Below are 16,920 nucleotides of genomic sequence, written 5' to 3' on the forward strand. Positions count from 1 at the left end.
TGGGGAAACGATATGGTGCAAATAAGTAGTAACTTTCTCTTTACCGCATTTATTTTATATTTAATTGCGACTCTATTTTTTGGGGGAGCCATTAAAGAAAAGGGTCATAAATGGGCAAATGTAGGAATAACGATTACAATTTTAGGGTTTATAGCACAAACAGTATATTTTGTTACAAGGTGGATTGCATCAGGGCATGCGCCAGTTAGTAACTTTTTTGAATTCGGTACATTTTTCGGCATGATGCTTGTAGGAGCATTTATTGTCATGTATTTTATGTACCGTGTAAGTATAATCGGACTATTTGCATTACCAGTTGCGCTTTTATTAATTGCCTATGCAAGTATGTTTCCGAGGGAAATATCTCCGCTCATTCCATCTTTAAAAAGTAATTGGTTACATATTCACGTGACGACTGCAGCAGCAGGACAAGCAATCTTAGCGATTAGTTTTATTACGGGCGTTATGTATTTATTGAAAAATGTAGATCAATCAACGAGAAGCAAACGTACATTTTGGTTAGAAACGGTCGTATTCACGCTTGTTTGTACGGTTGGGTTTATTGGAGTGACAACGGTATTTTCTAGTATGAAATATGAAGCGAAGTTTCAATGGATTGATAAAAATGAACAACAACTGGAAATGAAGTACAATCTTCCGGCCTTAGTTGGACCGCATGAAGGGAAGTTACTGACAGAAAATAAATTAGAACCGGCAGTTGAAGTTCCAGCGATTGTAAATGCGAAAAAATTAAATACTGTTATTTGGTCAGTGTTAGTAGGAACGTTACTGTATATTGTATTAAGACTTGTTTTACGGAAGCGAGTATCGGCGGCACTTCAGCCGTTAGTAAAGAATACGAATAGTGATCTACTAGATGAAATCGGATATCGATCTATTGCAATTGGATTCCCAGTTTTCACATTAGGTGCATTAATTTTTGCGATGATTTGGGCACAAATAGCGTGGACACGTTTTTGGGGCTGGGATCCAAAAGAGGTTTGGGCACTTATCACTTGGCTCTTTTATGCAGCAGTATTACATTTACGCCTATCAAAAGGATGGCATGGAGAGAAATCAGCTTGGCTTGCAGTAATTGGTTTTGCAATAATTATGTTTAACTTTATTGTAGTAAACTTAATTATTGCCGGTTTACATTCATATGCATAGAGAAATAAAATAGGAGAGTGCATGTCACTTTCCTATTTTATTTTTGTCAACTTTTCTTCTTTTTTGAGAAAAACATGACAAAGTAGCGGTTGATTTTGTAAAATGATGTCGAGGACATTATATGCTGTTCAAAAAAAATACATAGTTTTGGAAAAAAATTGAACAAAATTTATTATTCTTGTGAAGCATAATATGGGAAGTGAAACATTTAGAAGATTGCTTAAATAAACGAGAATAGCGCAACATAATAGTTAAAGAAGGGTAGGTGTGAACCGCTGAGGTGAGAGTGCGCAGCGGGTAGAGATGGAAAATGAATCAAGAATTTTAATTGTAGATGATGAGGATCGCATTCGTCGTTTATTGAAAATGTACTTAGAAAGAGAACAATATACGATTGAAGAAGCAGATAATGGTGATACAGCTTTAGAAATGGCGTTGCAAAATGATTACGATTTAATCTTATTAGATCTTATGATGCCTGGTAAAGATGGCATTGAAGTATGTAAAGGGGTTCGTGAGAAGAAAGCGACACCAATTATTATGCTGACAGCAAAAGGTGAAGAAGTAAATAGAGTACAAGGATTTGAAGTTGGAACAGATGATTATATTGTAAAGCCATTTAGTCCACGTGAGGTCGTACTACGTGTGAAAGCGGTATTACGCCGTGCTGTACCAACAACATTCTTTACACAAGATACAACGACAAAAGATGTTACTGTATTCCCGCACTTAACAATTGATAACGATGCACACCGTGTTACTGCAGATGGTAATGAAGTAAACTTAACGCCGAAAGAATATGAGTTACTATTATTTTTAGCGAAAGCTCCTGATAAAGTATTCGATCGTGAGCAACTGTTAAAAGAAGTATGGCAATATGAATTCTTCGGAGATTTACGTACAGTTGATACACATGTAAAACGTTTACGTGAGAAGTTAAGCAAAAAATCACCAGATGCAGCGAAAATGATTGTTACTGTTTGGGGTGTAGGTTACAAATTTGAGGTTGTGAACGACTGATGCTTTGGAGAAGTGTAGTAGGGAAGTTATGGATGACCATATTACTTCTCGTTTCGTTCGTGCTTGGATTTGTTGCGATTTTACTTTCACAGTTTTTTAGAACATACTATGTTGATATGAGTGAAGCTAGGCTTCAAAAAGTCGCAACAAGTGTTTCAGAGTTAATTGAAGAAGGTGCCGATGTAAAAACGATTGAGAATATCGCTTACAAATTCTCTGATCCACTTTCAAGGATTATTATTGTAGAAGATGGTAAAGAAATTTCTTCTTCACCGAAACAAGAAGGATTAGTCACTCTTACAATGGATGACTTAAAAGAAGATAAAGAATTAGCGGCTGTGTTTACAGACAAAAAAGAAATTAAGAATAACATTAGAAAAGCGTCTAATAGTAGGAAGAATAAAAACACCGAAAATGATATTATGATCGTCGGAAAACCAGTGCAATCAAAAAATCAAAGTGCAGTGTTCGTATATGAATCTTTACAAGTACCGATAAAAGGTATGGAAAGAACGACTGATTTTATTTTCTTATCGGCTGGAATTGCGATTATATTAACAACTTTCTTTGCGTTCTTCTTATCTACTCGAATTACAGCACCACTTCGTAAAATGCGTGAGGTTGCTTTTGAAGTGTCGCGTGGGAAGTTTGATGCGAAAGCTCCTATGGTATCTCAGGATGAGATTGGTGAGCTTGCAACGGCCTTAAATCAAATGGGAAAACAGTTGAAGTTTAATATGAACGCCTTGCAACAAGAGAAAGAACAGTTAGCTAGTATTTTAAGTAGTATGGCAGATGGGGTTATTACATTAAATCAAGAAGGTGAAGTTGTAGTAATCAATCCGCCGGCCGAACATTTCTTACAAGTTTGGCAAGAAGAAAAAGAGATAGAGCTAAGTAAAAAACTACCTTCTGAACTTGTGGAACTATTCCATCTTGTTGTAGAAAGTGAACAACAACAAGTTGTTGAAATTAATTTACAAAAAGGGAACTATGTAGTTCTTATGACGCCGCTTTACAATCAAACGAAAATTCGTGGAGCTGTAGCGGTACTGCGAGATATGACGGAAGAACGCCGTCTTGAAAAGATGCGTCAAGACTTTATTGCGAATGTATCGCATGAACTTCGTACACCAATGGTAATGCTGCAAGGGTATAGTGAAGCGATTTTAGATGATATTGTGCAAACGAAAGAAGAAATTAATGAGTTTGTTCAAATCATTTATGATGAATCCGTTCGTTTAGGTAAACTTGTAAATGAATTATTAGATTTAGCACGCATGGAAAGTGGTAATGTAGAGTTACATATAGGTGAAGTTGATATTCATCCTTTCGTTGAAAAAATAGGTCGTAAATTCCAAGGGATTGCAAAGGATAAAGAGGTCGCGTTAACGGTTGATTTCAAAGATCCAATTGAACAATACCCGTTTGATGCAGATCGTATGGAACAAGTATTGACGAATTTAATTGATAACGCAATACGTCATACAAACGCAGGCGGACATGTAACGCTTGTAATTGATACGAAAAATAATGGCCTCATTTTTGAAGTACAAGATTCGGGTGCAGGCATTCCAGAAGAGGATATTCCATTTTTATTTGATCGTTTCTATAAAGCTGATAAAGCAAGAACACGTGGGAAAAAGGGTGGAACAGGACTCGGGCTTGCGATTGCGAAAAATATTGTGCAAGGCCATGATGGTAAAATTTCTGTATCAAGTGTTGTTGGAGAAGGAACTACATTTTCTGTCTATTTACCGAATCGTATAATTTAGATATGTGTTTTTAAAGTTGATAATGAATAAAGTTCTGCTGTTTTTTATTTTTTTGTAAACTCAATTAAATAAAGAATGGTAGAACTTTTTTCTATGTTGCTCGAATAAAGAATAACAAGAGAGGTGCTGTGAAGAAATGAAATTATATACAAAAACAGGAGATAAAGGAACGACAAGTGTAATAGGCGGTAGGGTTGATAAAGATGATATCCGTGTGGAAGCGTATGGAACAATAGACGAGGCGAATTCTCATATCGGATATGCAATGACTAAGCTTCAAGGCGGGACTTATAGAGATATTTACAATGAGCTCGAAAATATTCAACATGAGCTATTTGATTGCGGAGGAGACTTGGCAATAGTGGAACAAAAAATTCCTTATAAGGTGACAATTGAGATGGTTGAAAGCTTAGAAAGAAAGATTGATTTGTATATAGAAGAAGCCCCGCCATTAGAACGCTTTATTTTGCCAGGAGGTAGCGAGGCGGCGGCTACTATTCATATTGCACGTACTGTTGTAAGGAGAGCAGAACGCTCTATAGTATCATTGCAAAAAGAAGTGAAAATAAATGAAGTTGTCTTAAAGTATGTAAATAGATTATCTGATTATTTGTTTGCAATAGCTCGAGTAATAAATGCTCGATTACAAGTGAAAGATGTGGAGTATAACCGTAGTGCATTAGTTTTTCGTGATAAGAAAGAGAAGGAAGTGGAGTAATTCACTTTCTTTTTTTTTGTATACTTTTTTCTGTAATATACCAAAATAGAGAAGGTATGGTGGTAATTAGAAAACGGAGGATGTATATGAAAGTTTTAAAATGCGGCGTCATGCTATTGAGTATACTGTTTGTATCTCAATTACATGTTTATGCAGAAGAAAATCGATGGACATGGCCTGTTGAAGGTCAGATAAGTGATTATTTTGGGACAAGGCATGGAAAACACTATGGTATTGATGTAGCTGCGCCAATTGGAACGCCTGTGGCAGCTATCCAAGATGGTAAGGTAACGAGGTCTTATTATTCGAGTAGTTATGGAAATGTTGTATTTATTAAACACGGAGAATATGAGGCTGTATATGCACATTTAAATAAGAGATATGTGGGACAAGGAGATTATATTTCAAAAGGAGAAAAAATTGGAGAAGTAGGGAACACGGGAGAATCGCGAGGTGCACACTTACATCTAGAACTTCATCAAGGAAGATGGACGATGGCGAAAAAGAATGCGATGAACCCATTGCTTGTTTTAAGTGAACAAAGAAATGAAGTTGTTTCTTCGTCATTATATGTCGTACAAAAAGGGGATACTTTAGTTAGTATTGCACGGAAATTTAGTATGACACTTAAGGAAATTAAAGAAAAAAATGGATTGCAGCAAGAGCTAATTTATCCTAATCAACAATTATATGTTAAGTAAAGGAAACGTCTCAAAAATTAAACTTTGAACAAATTTATGTTCTTCTTAAATAATGTTCAATGTAAATGAAATTATATGGGCGCTTTTGCTAGAACTATTGAGTGAATCAGAGCATCTATATCTAAAAGAAAACCGTCCCAAAGTTTATTTTGGGACGGCTTCTTTTACCAAAAAATAAAGACACATATAAATCCAGAAATAGCTAAATAGCTATACAAGTAAAAAACTTTTGTTCTTGTTTTCTCTTTTGTTCGAAACAGTACGATAGTCGGTTCAATTAAACCGATTGTCAAACAAAGTAGGCCAAGAAGCATACAACCAATCGAAATAGAATACAGGGCGATTTGTGGTGCTTGAAATGGAATCATCCATTTTAATAAAAATGCAATAAGTGCAGTGTAACAAATACTACCGATGTATTTATTCAGTGGTGTATTAGAACGAAAACCAGGAAGTTTTTTTAAGAAAGAGCGGGAAACAACTTCTGTTTGTAAAGATGTATGCTCTTCAATAATTTTTTGAGCTTCTTTTCCTTTTTGAAAAAGAGATAAGATCCAATTTCGCTCACCCTGAAAAATAAATTGAGAAGTTGTCAAATAGTGATCAATCTTCACTTTATTCCAACTCTTCCACGGATGACGCTCACACAATTTTAATTTACTTTCTGTTTTTTTATCATACTGATAAATACTTATGCCATCTTCATCGAAAGTAGCATAGTATGTCTCATTTGAGAATGTGCCTAAATCAATTGGGCAGTAGAAAAGTAATTCTTTTTTTAAGTAAAAGTATTCTTTTCTTAAGTTTTTTTTCATTGCTTCTCGAATAGAATGTCTCTTTTCTTTTTTCATGACATTTCCTCCATAACTCAGAAAATGTTCTTATCTTAACAATTCAATATCTTATCACTTTTAATTATATATGACTAGGTAATCCAAAAGAGAAATGCCGAATAATAAAAAAATATGGATTGTATTGTAAAATATCTCGCAATTTATTTGTTGTTATGAAAAATAAATAACTAATTTTAAATAAGTTACAATTTTTTAGTTCACAATGTTATGAGGTTGTTGTATAATGAAGGGGAAAATAGAATATCGGTCTATCTTCGGGGCAGGGTGAAAATCCCGACCGGCGGTGATGAACTATTTATGATTTTGTTCTAAGCCCGCGAGCCGTTAAGGCAGGATTTGGTGTGATTCCAAAGCCGACAGTATAGTCTGGATGGGAGAAGATGGAGGTTCAAGCGTTCAAAAAAGATATGGATTTGAACGTCTGTTTGATGTGCCTTAAATTCTCCCTTTGTGTAAAACACAAAGGGTTTTTTCGTTCTATGAAAAAACAGGCATAGCAGAACCTTTCCACTTTCCATGAGATGATCGATGGAAAAGGAGAGAGAAAGATGAAACAAAAAAACAGTGTAGTGCAGATGGTGAGTGTAGCGATGCTAAGTAGTATTGCATATTTACTAATGATGTTGGATTTCCCGTTCCCAGGGCTTCCGCCATTTTTGAAAATTGATTTTAGTGATGTACCAGCTTTAATTGCAGCAATTATCTTTGGACCAGTAGCAGGAGTGATTGTAGAGGCGATAAAGAACATTTTACATTACGGGATTCAAGGGAGTTTAACGGGAGTACCAGTTGGAGAAATTGCAAACTTTATTGCAGGATGTTTATTTATTGGACCAGCAGCTTTCTTATTTAGAAAGTATCGTACTGTGAAGAGTTTAACTACAGGATTAATGCTAGGGACAATTACAATGGCACTTATTATGAGTGTATTAAACTACATCATCATATTCCCGGCTTACACTTGGTTTTTAAATTCACCGGCTATGTCTAGCGAAACCATAAAAACAACGGTTGTAACGGCAATCTTACCATTTAATTTAATTAAAGGGATTGTTGTAACAATTGTATTTGTAGCATTATTCTCACGCCTGAAAGTATGGGTGTTTGCAAAAATGAAAAATGCATAATATATATTAAAACCATTAGTAGTGTGAAACTACTAATGGTTTTTTATTAAGGAAAATAAAATTTAGATACAAAAAATGCCCCTCATCAATATGAGGGGCATTTTTTGAAGTTAATAAAAGACTATTCGAATTTTAAAGCGTCTCCGTCGAATGATTCGTCAGCAACTTTAATTGAGTCAGTTGGACAGCCTTCGAATGCATCCATCATATCTTCAATTAATACATCTGGAATTTCAACGATACCTTGGTTATCATCTAATGTTACAAATGCAATACCTTCATCATCATAGTCATAAATGTCTGGTGCAGCAGCGCCACAAGCACCACATGCAATACAAGTATCTTTATCAACGATTGTATATTTTGCCATCTTTTTTCCCTCCTGATAATATGTATGTGAAAAGCTCGCCATAAAAATTATAACCTTATTGTAAAACGGTTTGTAAAACTTTTCAACATAAAATTATAATGATAATGCTTATCAATTAGAGTGTCAACTTATTTTTGAATTATGTCATAAGATTTTCAAAATACGTAAATATGATTTCGTTTGATACAATAGACTATATACAAGTATATAGTTCTTATATGATAAGTTTAATGAGCGACAGTAGATAGTGTAATTGTACTGAAAAGAATGAAGTTAAGATTGGAAGGTGGAAGCGGTCATGCAAATACAATATACTTTGTTGCATTGTTTAAAACAATTGAATGGTGAGAGAACCGTTTCTTCTATTTATTATTTACTAAAGGGCAAACGTTCTTCGCAAACTTTACAAGATGGAAATATGTTCCGAATTTCATTTTTGTTCGGAATATATAAATCATTGAATAGAAATGACTATGATGGTGAAGTTGCAAAGTTGTTGCAAGCGGATTTTATTCAAGAAATACATGAAAATACATATGTGTTAACACCTACGGGTAAAATGCAGTTACATAAATGGGAGGAAGTTTATGCTTTTCCAGCACATTTGCATGGTTTACATTACGGTGAATTAGGTGAAACATTTTGGAAAAGATTATCATTGATTATTCAAACCATATCCAATTTACAACAGAATAATACGAGGTTTATTCCAATTCAGCAAGATACAGAAATAATGATGTGGGTGAAACGTTTTCTAACAGGAAGGCCATATAAGAGAAGTGAGTTGGCGAGAAAACTATGGACGGAAGTACAGAATCTTTTAGAAAAGAGTAATGCGATAGAAGCGACGATTGTAACATATCGATTAACGGGTTATGAACGTATTGGTTGTACATTGCAACAATTAGCAGAAATTACGAAACAAGATATATTCAGGGTGTATTTTTTATTTTGGGGTACAATGCATTTCTTTATACAAGAAGTTCGTGATAAAGAAAATGAATTTCCACTATTAGCTGAAATTATATCTTATCCAAATGAGAGAGCTGAATTATTTAGTTTATCCACGAAAAAAACATATAATTTTTGGAGGCAAGGACGTTCTTTAGAAGAAATAGCGACGATTCGGAATTTAAAGGTTGCAACGATAGAAGATCATTTTGTTGAAATTGCTTTGCGAGAAAAAGATTTTTCTATTGAAATGTTTATGGAAAAAGAAAAGATAGACAAAGTAATAAAAGTAATTGAAGCATTGCAAACGCGGAAGTTACGTGTTTTGAAACAAGCGGTTGGAGAAGATATTTCTTATTTTGAAGTTCGTCTTGTATTAGCGCGGATGGAGGGTGTAAATGAAACTTGAAGAATATTTATATAAGTGGTTTGGATATTCTGAATTTCGTCCAGGTCAAAAAGGAGTAATTACAGATTTATTAGAAGGAAAAGATGTGATAGCAATGCTTCCGACTGGAAGAGGGAAATCTATGTGCTATCAGTTTCCAGGGCTTATGCGAGAAGGAACAGTGCTTGTTGTATCACCGTTATTATCTTTAATGGAAGATCAAGTGACACAATTAAAGTATGTTGTGAAAAACCGAGTAATAGCATTTAATAGTTTTCGGACATTAAATGAAAAAAGAGAAGCGATGAAAAAATTATCTTCATATAAATTTATTTTTGTTTCACCAGAGATGTTACAGTCGGAGTTATTAATTAGGGAATTGAAGAAAATTCATATTTCATTATTTGTTGTTGATGAGGCTCATTGTATTTCTCAATGGGGTTATGATTTTAGACCGGACTATAAAAGACTAAATGTAGTTATTAAAAATATTGGTTCTCCTACAGTATTAGCATTGACAGCCACAGCGACAAAAGGGGTACTGCAGGATATCGCAGATAGTTTAAATTTAAAGGGTGCTGCGGAACATGTATACTCTATTGACCGTCCTAATATTGCAATGGATGTGCAATTTGTAGAGACGATAGAAGAAAAGAAAGAGACGCTTTTAGAGCAGGTGATGTATTTACAAGGGCCGGGGATTGTATATTGCTCAAGTAGAGCGTGGACAGAAAGGTTAACGGAATACTTGAGAGGGAAAGGTGTTACTGGTGTAGCTTTTTATCATGGTGGTATGGAACATGAAGAGCGTATGTTAATTCAACAGCAGTTTATGAACGATCAATTGCAACTTGTAATATGTACAAGTGCATTTGGTATGGGGGTAAATAAGGCGAATACGCGATATATTATTCATTTTCATTATCCAACTAATATAGCTTCTTACTTACAAGAAATCGGAAGAGCTGGAAGAGATGGCGAACCGAGTATAGCTATTTTATTATGTAGTCCGTTGGATCATGATTTACCAATTTCAATCATTGAGGATGAATTGCCAAGTAAGTCACAAATACAATTTTTATTTTCTTTACTACAAGAAAGAATGTTTCAAACGAAAGAATTACCAATAGAAGATGTAGAAGAAATTTGTTATAATGCAGCAAGATTTAATGAGCAATATTGGCGTTTCGTTCGTTATCATCTCGAACAGGTTGGAATTATACAACAACGAAGATTATTATTAGAAGGTTTGTCAGATGAAATCATGAACCGATTAATAGCTGAAGTAGAAATAAGGTTGCGTAATAAATATAGTGAGCTAGAAAATATGAAGTCATGGATACAAGTTAAAGGATGTAGACGTGAATATGTGCTGCAACAGTTCGGTTATAGGAAAGAGCAAGAGTTAATTAATTGCTGCGATTATTGCGGTATTACAAAAGAAGATTATAAAAAAAGACGAGCGCAACAATCGGATTTCGACTATAATTGGGAAACAGAGTTACAAAAGCTTTTCGGCCTAGAAAAGATGGAGGAATGATGAACATTCAAAGGCATAATGTTGAAGATATGAGTCCGCAGGAAATAAGGCTGAATCTATATATAACACAGTTAATTATTATCGGTATTGGCTGTTTACTGGCATATATATTATTTCAAGATGTAAAAGAAGTCTTTAATTTATGGAAATGGGAACCAGTATCTATACTTATTATAGGTGGTTTGTTAGCGATTGGTATTGTGTTATTAGATTATGTTGCAATGCGAGTGTTTCCGGAGTCTTGGTTTGATGATGGTGGTATTAACGATAAGATGTTTCGAGGAATGTCCGTTCTGCATTTACTCGTTATTACGTTCTTAATTGGTTTTGCAGAAGAGTTTTTATTTAGAGGTGTAGTGCAGACTCATTTTGGAATTGTAATTGCGAGCTTCGTATTTGCAGTGTTACATATTCGTTATATAACAAAGCCATTTTTGTTTTGTTTCGTCTGTTTCATTAGTTTTGTCTTTGGTTATGTATTTGAATGGACAGGAAATTTGTTTATAACAATCTTTGCACACTTTCTTGTTGATTTTATAATGGGACTCCAATTAAGAAAATAAATGGAAGGTGGTGGTGAACAACATGAGGAAACGAATTCCTGATTTTGAAGAGGAATTAGAAGTTGAGCGAGTGGAAGAAAAAGAAAGTTTACCGCCGCGTAGTGAAATTCATAGAAATAAAGAGAAAAAACAAAAGTTTAAAATAAATCACATTTTCGTCCGGGTTTTAACATTTCTATTCATTCTGCTGCCAATTAGTATTTTGTGGTACACGGATAAATATATTCAGGTGAAGGGTGATAGTAATAATGCCGGAAAAAGTGCGTTTGAAGTAATCTTCTTTGATTCAGCTAAATCTGAGTCGCAGAAACAGTCTGAAAAAGTAATAACGCATACTGTGAAAGAGGGAGAAACTTTAGAAAGTATAGCGAAGCAATATTTTTCAGATGGAAATGGAATTGAAGTAATTAAAAAGTATAATAACTTGCAAGAAGATGAAGTGAGTGCAGGTCAAGAATTAAAAATTCCGATAAAAGATAAGTCCACAAAGCAAGAAAGCTAGTGAGTTAAGCGATCACAGTTTGTTATAAAAGCCTAGGATTATCTTTATGAGGAGGGGAGTCAAAAATATGATATGGATTATATTATTCAGTACTCTCATAGGCATGGGGATTTTATTACTTCTTGTGATGTATAAAGAAGCGATGCGTAATAAGGTGTTGGAACATACTTTAGTATTTAAAGAATTTCCGAAAAGTTTTCAAAAAGTAAATGTGTTTTTTATTTCTGATATTCATAGAAGAGTCATTTCGAATTTGTTAATTGAACAAGTAAAAGGAAAAGTAGATATTGTAATTATCGGAGGAGATTTAGCAGAGAAAGGTGTCTCTTTATCAAAAATCTCTGCGAATATTCAAAAGTTAAGAGAGATAGGTCCTGTATATTTTGTGTGGGGAAACAATGATTATGAGATAGAATATCATGAATTAGATGCGTTATTATTAGAAAATAACGTAAAAGTTTTAGATAATACAAGAGTGGTATTTGAGTCTGAATTAGGAGAGAAAATTTGTTTGCTCGGTATCGATGATGTTGGATTGCACCGTGATCGTCTAGATTTGGCATTGGCGGATTGTAAAGAAGATGGTTTTCGTATCCTAGTTAGTCACAACCCTGATATAATAAAAAAAATGTCTGGAAATGAACAGATTTCACTTGTGTTAAGTGGACATACGCATGGAGGACAAATCCGATTATTCCCATCTAAAAAATATTTAAAAGGTGGCGTATATAACCATTTGAATACGATTCTCTTTGTTAGTAATGGGTACGGAACAACATTGATACCACTTCGTTTCCGAGCACCTGCTCAAACACATATCATTACATTGTGCGGAGGGAAATGATGCCAACTCTTAGTGGGAAATATAATATAAAAGCTGTTTCGAATATAATTGGAGTTCAGCCGAGCACGCTTCGTGCATGGGAAAGACGATATCAAATTATTGCCCCAAAGCGAAATCAAGCTGGGCATCGTTTATATACAGAAGAGCATATTCAAATTTTAAAATGGTTAATGGAAAAAGTTTCCTCCGGCATGATGATTGGACAAGCAGTTCAGTTATTAGAAGAGAATCGTTTGCCGAGTACAGTTCAAAAAGAGATACATTTCGATAAAGAAGTTGTTTTAGTGGACGATTTGCTACAAGCTTTGTTAAAATTTGATGAAATTACAATTGCTGCATTATTAAACGAAGCTTTTAGTATATATTCAACAGAAAAGGTTGTTGCCAGTATCGTTCTTCGAGTGACAGACAAATTATTAACGTCAAAAAATAATAATGAGATTTCAATGGTGCAATTCCAATATGCACTATCATTTTTACAAACGCGTCTAGGGATGGTGTATCACAATGCCTCAATGTTTTCCTCTTTACACAAAGTTATTGTGTTAGAAAAGAATGCATTGAAAGGATTTATTTTTTCAACTTATTTACGCTTAAAAGGATATGAGGCGATATATATTAGGACAAGCTTAGCTGAAGATGGTATGTTGTCAGCGGTAGAGGAAATACAGCCGAAATATGTATTTGTATCTTTTGCTGACGAACAAGATATGAAAAAGACGATGAACTTTATAAATTTATTACAAGAAAAAAGGGAATCTCTTTCTGTTGGATTTATCGGAAAGCTAGGCGTTCTAAACCAGTTGGACATTGAAACAATCTTAATTGGTGATACGAAAGAAGAATGGGATGAATGGTTAAAAATATCGGAATAGTTGTTCGAAAAGAACCATCTATTTTCTATTTCATATAATAAAATTAGATGCATTGGTTACGTAGGGAGGGTATGAGATGAGGCTGGAACGATTAAATTACAATAAGATAAAAATTTTTCTAACATTTGATGATTTATCTGAACGAGGATTAACGAAAGAAGATTTATGGAGAAATGCGCCGAAAGTACAGCAATTATTTCGTGATATGATGCAAGAAGCAAATAAGGAATTAGGATTTGAAGCAGATGGTCCGATTGCAGTTGAAGTGTTTTCTCTACAAGCACAAGGGATGGTTGTAATTGTAACGAAAGAAAATCAAGAAATGGATACAGATGATGAGTTCCGTGACGAGTTTATTGAAATGCAAGTGACTCTAGATGAAAGTGAGCATATATTATATGAGTTTGCTACGCTAGATGACGTAATTAACCTGTCGAATCGCTTATATAACCTTGGTGTAACTGGCGGAAAGCTATATACGTGGGATGAGCGCTTCTATCTTTGGGTGGAAGAAGAGGAACAAATTCAATTGTTAAAGGCGGATTTTATAGCTATTTTAGCGGAATACGGTAATCCGTCTACAGCAACCATTTATCGCATCATGGAGTACGGTAAAGAATTAATGGATGTTAACGCGATAGAACAAATACACAATTACTTTGTGAAAAAACAAAACCTCAGCTAATACAACAAAGCTGAGGTTTTGTTTTTATTTGGATAAGGGAAGGGAGGATTGTAAATACTCGAACATACTTTTTGAAAATAAAATATGCAGTTTTATGGGAGTATGGTTGATGAAAATAAAAAACATTTAAATATTTAAGTATTTTACTTTTCTAAAAGTAATAAAAGGACTATAATAATAGTGAAAACGCTTGCAACATAAAATAGTTTGTATATATTTGTTAGCGTTTTCTATTGCATTCCAAATTTAAGGGTGTATACTAGGCAATGAAGGTTTACTAAACAAGTGAAATTACAGGGGGTTTACTTACTATGGTAGCCGAAAAGGGAACTCAAACAAAAACACAACAACAAAGGGAACAACATTTTGAACTATTGAATTCAACACAAATTGTTATTAGTGAAGCGTTAGAAAAATTGGGTTATCCAAACGAAGTATATGAATTATTAAAAGAACCAATTCGTATGATGACAGTGAAAATACCAGTTCGTATGGATGACGGGACTGTTAAAATATTTACAGGATATCGTGCACAACATAATGATGCTGTTGGTCCAACGAAAGGTGGAATTCGCTTCCATCCGAATGTAACAGAAAATGAAGTGAAAGCACTTTCAATCTGGATGAGTTTAAAATGTGGTATTGTTGATTTACCATATGGTGGAGGTAAGGGTGGAATTATCTGTGATCCACGTGAAATGTCATTCCGTGAGTTAGAAAGATTAAGCCGCGGTTATGTACGAGCAATTAGCCAAATCGTAGGTCCGACGAAAGATATTCCAGCTCCAGATGTATTCACAAACTCTCAAATTATGGCATGGATGATGGATGAGTATAGCCGTATTGATGAATTTAATTCACCAGGATTTATTACAGGTAAACCGCTTGTATTAGGTGGATCACATGGACGTGAAACAGCAACAGCGAAAGGTGTAACAATTTGTATTCGCGAAGCTGCGAAAAAACGTGGCATTGATATTAAGGGTGCACGCGTTGTTGTTCAAGGATTCGGTAATGCTGGTAGCTTCTTAGCTAAATTTATGCATGATGCAGGTGCGAAAGTTATTGCAATCTCAGATGCTTACGGCGCGTTACATGATCCAAACGGATTAGATATTGATTATTTATTAGACCGTCGTGATAGCTTCGGTACAGTAACAAAGCTATTTAACAATACAATTTCAAACAAAGAATTGTTAGAGCTTGATTGCGATATTTTAGTTCCAGCTGCAATTGAGAACCAAATTACAGAAGAAAATGCTAATGATATTAAAGCGAAAATCGTTGTTGAAGCTGCAAATGGTCCAACAACATTAGAAGCGACTAAAATTTTAACAGATCGCGGAATTTTACTTGTTCCAGACGTGTTAGCAAGTGCTGGTGGTGTAACAGTATCTTACTTTGAGTGGGTACAAAATAACCAAGGTTACTACTGGACTGAAGAAGAAGTAGAACAACGTTTAGAAAAAGTAATGGTAAGATCATTTGATTCTATTTATGAAACAGCACAAGTTCGTAAAGTGAACATGCGCTTAGCGGCGTACATGGTTGGTGTTCGTAAAATGGCTGAAGCAAGCCGCTTCAGAGGTTGGGTATAAAATATTATATCTTGAGAAAACGTGATTTCCTTTCGAGGAAATCACGTTTTTTTGTTGAAATATTGAATGAGGTATTGTATATGGAGAATGAAATGCTGGAACGAGTAGAACAATTAGAAGAAAAGGTTAAGAGGTTAGAGGGAGAACTTGCAAGAACGATGAAAGCTCGAAAAATAAGTATCGTTCGGATGTTCGGGGAAGCGCTACTGTTTTTGAGATTTGGTGTGGTTGTAGTAGGGTCGATTATTGCCGTTGTAATCTCAATTTTTACTTGGATTGCTGAAAAATAAAATAAAAACAAAAAAGAACGCTTGTTCTATACGAACAAACGTGCTATACTCTCCTTAGATAAACAAAACGGAAATGATTTTAAGGAGAGATAAATGATGAAAATGACAGTAGACCAAAGATTTATGATGCCAGCAGATGTTGTAGAGCGAGTGGAAGTATTACGAAACAAACAAAGCAAGCGTGGCACATTATTACAATCGGTAAATAAATTTTTCGGTTTAGATACGAAAGAAGATTGTGTTTGGTTTTACGGTTTTTATGGAGTGGCTGTAAGTATCTTGTTGTTTATGGTGTTCACTTCAAATATTTTCGATTTTCTCTTCGCGTAAGAAATATGCGATAAGGACATTGTTACCGAATACATATATAAGGAAGTAAGGTAACCTTCTAGAGCGGGAGTTGGTAGCAATGGCAATGTTTCCTATAGAGCGCAACTATATTGGATATGGAAGTTCACGACCAGGGATTCCTCTGACTAAAGTTAGATTTATTGTAAGCCATGATACGGGGAATCCTGGAAGCAATGCGATAGGAAATCGAGATTACTTTAATGAATTACAACCGAAAGCTTCGGCGCATACATTTATAGATGATAAAACAATATTGGAGATTATTCCTATAAATGAAGTTGCGTATCATGTTCGATATGGTGTGCCGACGGATAATGACTTATATGGCTATGACGCGAATAAGGCGGCCATTGGAGTGGAACTTTGTTATGGCGGTGATGTTAACTTTTGGGAAGCATATAATCGTTTTACATGGTATCATGCGTATTTATGCCAAAACTTTGGCTTAAATCCGAAAAAAGATATCGTGTCACATAAAACGCTTGATCCAGCTAGAAAGATTGATCCTGAGAATGTATTAGGGAAACAAGGTATTAAATTTCAGCAGTTTTTAGCAGATGTCTATCGGATGTACGTTTCGTTTAGATGACAAATATAT

19 protein-coding genes and 1 riboswitch are annotated in these 16,920 nt (G+C 34.7%); of the genes, 17 read left to right on the forward strand and 2 right to left on the reverse strand.

What is annotated here, in order from left to right; genetic code table 11:
- Positions 1-12 precede the first annotated feature (12 nt).
- From resC to BAQ53_RS07185, 5 genes are all read left to right on the forward strand, one after another.
- Entirely contained in the window at positions 13-1,170 is a 1,158-nt protein-coding gene (gene resC, locus BAQ53_RS07165; RefSeq protein ID WP_000250081.1) for a cytochrome c biogenesis protein ResC, read from the forward strand.
- Between the two features lie 303 nt (positions 1,171-1,473).
- The gene (resD, locus tag BAQ53_RS07170; protein ID WP_000426861.1) at positions 1,474-2,190 is read left to right on the forward strand and encodes a DNA-binding response regulator ResD; all 717 of its coding nucleotides are present in this window, start codon (positions 1,474-1,476) and stop codon (positions 2,188-2,190) included.
- Positions 2,190-3,965: a sensor histidine kinase ResE gene (resE, locus tag BAQ53_RS07175; protein WP_208906660.1), complete on the forward strand. Its 1,776-nt coding sequence runs from the start codon at positions 2,190-2,192 to the stop codon at positions 3,963-3,965. Before resD ends, resE begins: the two co-directional genes overlap by 1 nt.
- A 136-nt stretch (positions 3,966-4,101) precedes the next feature.
- On the forward strand, positions 4,102-4,683 hold the full coding sequence (locus tag BAQ53_RS07180) for a cob(I)yrinic acid a,c-diamide adenosyltransferase (RefSeq protein ID WP_000781272.1): 582 nt from the start codon (positions 4,102-4,104) through the stop codon (positions 4,681-4,683).
- Between the two features lie 86 nt (positions 4,684-4,769).
- Positions 4,770-5,384 carry a peptidoglycan DD-metalloendopeptidase family protein gene (locus tag BAQ53_RS07185; RefSeq protein ID WP_000866118.1) on the forward strand — a complete coding sequence of 205 codons (615 nt, stop codon included), beginning with the start codon at positions 4,770-4,772 and terminating at the stop codon, positions 5,382-5,384.
- 164 nt (positions 5,385-5,548) lie between these two features.
- Here BAQ53_RS07185 and BAQ53_RS07190 read toward each other — a convergent pair whose 3' ends face one another.
- Positions 5,549-6,235, reverse strand: coding sequence for a hypothetical protein (locus BAQ53_RS07190; RefSeq protein ID WP_000711797.1), 687 nt, complete (start codon positions 6,233-6,235; stop codon positions 5,549-5,551).
- A gap of 249 nt (positions 6,236-6,484) precedes the next feature.
- Positions 6,485-6,624: riboswitch (FMN riboswitch) on the forward strand.
- A 162-nt stretch (positions 6,625-6,786) separates the two neighbouring features.
- Here BAQ53_RS07190 and BAQ53_RS07195 point away from each other — a divergent pair.
- Positions 6,787-7,365 (forward strand): ECF transporter S component, encoded by a 579-nt coding sequence (locus BAQ53_RS07195; protein ID WP_208906661.1) that lies wholly within the window; start codon positions 6,787-6,789, stop codon positions 7,363-7,365.
- Between the two features lie 121 nt (positions 7,366-7,486).
- Here the strand turns inward: BAQ53_RS07195 and BAQ53_RS07200 are convergent, their stop codons facing one another.
- The gene (locus BAQ53_RS07200; RefSeq protein ID WP_001151993.1) at positions 7,487-7,735 is read right to left on the reverse strand and encodes a ferredoxin; all 249 of its coding nucleotides are present in this window, start codon (positions 7,733-7,735) and stop codon (positions 7,487-7,489) included.
- 298 nt (positions 7,736-8,033) lie between these two features.
- Here BAQ53_RS07200 and BAQ53_RS07205 point away from each other — a divergent pair, with 298 nt between their 5' ends.
- The 11 genes from BAQ53_RS07205 (at position 8,034) to BAQ53_RS07255 (ending at position 16,911) form a co-directional block, all read left to right on the forward strand.
- Positions 8,034-9,095, forward strand: a complete 1,062-nt coding sequence (locus BAQ53_RS07205) for a YpbB family protein (RefSeq protein WP_001167007.1) — start codon at positions 8,034-8,036, stop codon at positions 9,093-9,095.
- Complete coding sequence (gene recQ, locus BAQ53_RS07210; RefSeq protein ID WP_000762981.1) at positions 9,085-10,614, forward strand: ATP-dependent DNA helicase RecQ; 1,530 nt, start codon at positions 9,085-9,087, stop codon at positions 10,612-10,614. The genes BAQ53_RS07205 and recQ overlap by 11 nt, the downstream gene beginning before the upstream one ends.
- The gene (locus BAQ53_RS07215) at positions 10,614-11,177 is read left to right on the forward strand and encodes a CPBP family intramembrane glutamic endopeptidase (protein ID WP_001025780.1); all 564 of its coding nucleotides are present in this window, start codon (positions 10,614-10,616) and stop codon (positions 11,175-11,177) included. Before recQ ends, BAQ53_RS07215 begins: the two co-directional genes overlap by 1 nt.
- Positions 11,178-11,199: 22 nt before the next feature.
- Entirely contained in the window at positions 11,200-11,679 is a 480-nt protein-coding gene (locus BAQ53_RS07220) for a LysM peptidoglycan-binding domain-containing protein (RefSeq protein ID WP_001231556.1), read from the forward strand.
- 67 nt (positions 11,680-11,746) lie between these two features.
- Positions 11,747-12,523, forward strand: a complete 777-nt coding sequence (locus tag BAQ53_RS07225) for a metallophosphoesterase (RefSeq protein WP_000637795.1) — start codon at positions 11,747-11,749, stop codon at positions 12,521-12,523.
- On the forward strand, positions 12,523-13,398 hold the full coding sequence (locus BAQ53_RS07230; protein WP_046945523.1) for a MerR family transcriptional regulator: 876 nt from the start codon (positions 12,523-12,525) through the stop codon (positions 13,396-13,398). The genes BAQ53_RS07225 and BAQ53_RS07230 overlap by 1 nt, the downstream gene beginning before the upstream one ends.
- 76 nt (positions 13,399-13,474) lie before the next feature.
- Positions 13,475-14,083, forward strand: a complete 609-nt coding sequence (locus BAQ53_RS07235; protein ID WP_001235402.1) for a genetic competence negative regulator — start codon at positions 13,475-13,477, stop codon at positions 14,081-14,083.
- Between the two features lie 311 nt (positions 14,084-14,394).
- A complete protein-coding gene (gene gudB / locus BAQ53_RS07240; RefSeq protein WP_000225173.1) occupies positions 14,395-15,681 on the forward strand; it encodes an NAD-specific glutamate dehydrogenase in 1,287 nt (428 codons plus the stop codon).
- A gap of 80 nt (positions 15,682-15,761) precedes the next feature.
- Entirely contained in the window at positions 15,762-15,971 is a 210-nt protein-coding gene (locus BAQ53_RS07245) for a hypothetical protein (RefSeq protein WP_000426760.1), read from the forward strand.
- A gap of 93 nt (positions 15,972-16,064) precedes the next feature.
- A complete protein-coding gene (locus tag BAQ53_RS07250) occupies positions 16,065-16,301 on the forward strand; it encodes a DUF3961 domain-containing protein (RefSeq protein WP_001983018.1) in 237 nt (78 codons plus the stop codon).
- A 79-nt stretch (positions 16,302-16,380) separates the two neighbouring features.
- Complete coding sequence (locus BAQ53_RS07255; RefSeq protein WP_001240655.1) at positions 16,381-16,911, forward strand: peptidoglycan recognition protein family protein; 531 nt, start codon at positions 16,381-16,383, stop codon at positions 16,909-16,911.
- Positions 16,912-16,920: the final 9 nt, after the last annotated feature.

It is taken from the genome of Bacillus sp. B25(2016b), from assembly GCF_001679765.1.
Lineage (GTDB): Bacteria > Bacillota > Bacilli > Bacillales > Bacillaceae_G > Bacillus_A > Bacillus_A thuringiensis_K.

Coding starts and splice junctions, on each gene's coding strand:
- gudB (WP_000225173.1), top strand. CDS start 14,395: ATGGTAGCCGAAAAGGGAACTCAAACAAAAACACAACAACAAAGGGAA.
- BAQ53_RS07180 (WP_000781272.1), top strand. CDS start 4,102: ATGAAATTATATACAAAAACAGGAGATAAAGGAACGACAAGTGTAATA.
- BAQ53_RS07235 (WP_001235402.1), top strand. CDS start 13,475: ATGAGGCTGGAACGATTAAATTACAATAAGATAAAAATTTTTCTAACA.
- BAQ53_RS07225 (WP_000637795.1), top strand. CDS start 11,747: ATGATATGGATTATATTATTCAGTACTCTCATAGGCATGGGGATTTTA.
- BAQ53_RS07185 (WP_000866118.1), top strand. CDS start 4,770: ATGAAAGTTTTAAAATGCGGCGTCATGCTATTGAGTATACTGTTTGTA.
- resD (WP_000426861.1), top strand. CDS start 1,474: ATGGAAAATGAATCAAGAATTTTAATTGTAGATGATGAGGATCGCATT.
- resC (WP_000250081.1), top strand. CDS start 13: ATGGTGCAAATAAGTAGTAACTTTCTCTTTACCGCATTTATTTTATAT.
- BAQ53_RS07245 (WP_000426760.1), top strand. CDS start 15,762: ATGGAGAATGAAATGCTGGAACGAGTAGAACAATTAGAAGAAAAGGTT.
- BAQ53_RS07195 (WP_208906661.1), top strand. CDS start 6,787: ATGAAACAAAAAAACAGTGTAGTGCAGATGGTGAGTGTAGCGATGCTA.
- BAQ53_RS07230 (WP_046945523.1), top strand. CDS start 12,523: ATGCCAACTCTTAGTGGGAAATATAATATAAAAGCTGTTTCGAATATA.
- BAQ53_RS07250 (WP_001983018.1), top strand. CDS start 16,065: ATGATGAAAATGACAGTAGACCAAAGATTTATGATGCCAGCAGATGTT.
- BAQ53_RS07215 (WP_001025780.1), top strand. CDS start 10,614: ATGAACATTCAAAGGCATAATGTTGAAGATATGAGTCCGCAGGAAATA.
- BAQ53_RS07205 (WP_001167007.1), top strand. CDS start 8,034: ATGCAAATACAATATACTTTGTTGCATTGTTTAAAACAATTGAATGGT.
- BAQ53_RS07255 (WP_001240655.1), top strand. CDS start 16,381: ATGGCAATGTTTCCTATAGAGCGCAACTATATTGGATATGGAAGTTCA.
- BAQ53_RS07190 (WP_000711797.1), bottom strand. CDS start 6,235: ATGAAAAAAGAAAAGAGACATTCTATTCGAGAAGCAATGAAAAAAAAC.
- BAQ53_RS07220 (WP_001231556.1), top strand. CDS start 11,200: ATGAGGAAACGAATTCCTGATTTTGAAGAGGAATTAGAAGTTGAGCGA.
- BAQ53_RS07200 (WP_001151993.1), bottom strand. CDS start 7,735: ATGGCAAAATATACAATCGTTGATAAAGATACTTGTATTGCATGTGGT.
- recQ (WP_000762981.1), top strand. CDS start 9,085: ATGAAACTTGAAGAATATTTATATAAGTGGTTTGGATATTCTGAATTT.
- resE (WP_208906660.1), top strand. CDS start 2,190: ATGCTTTGGAGAAGTGTAGTAGGGAAGTTATGGATGACCATATTACTT.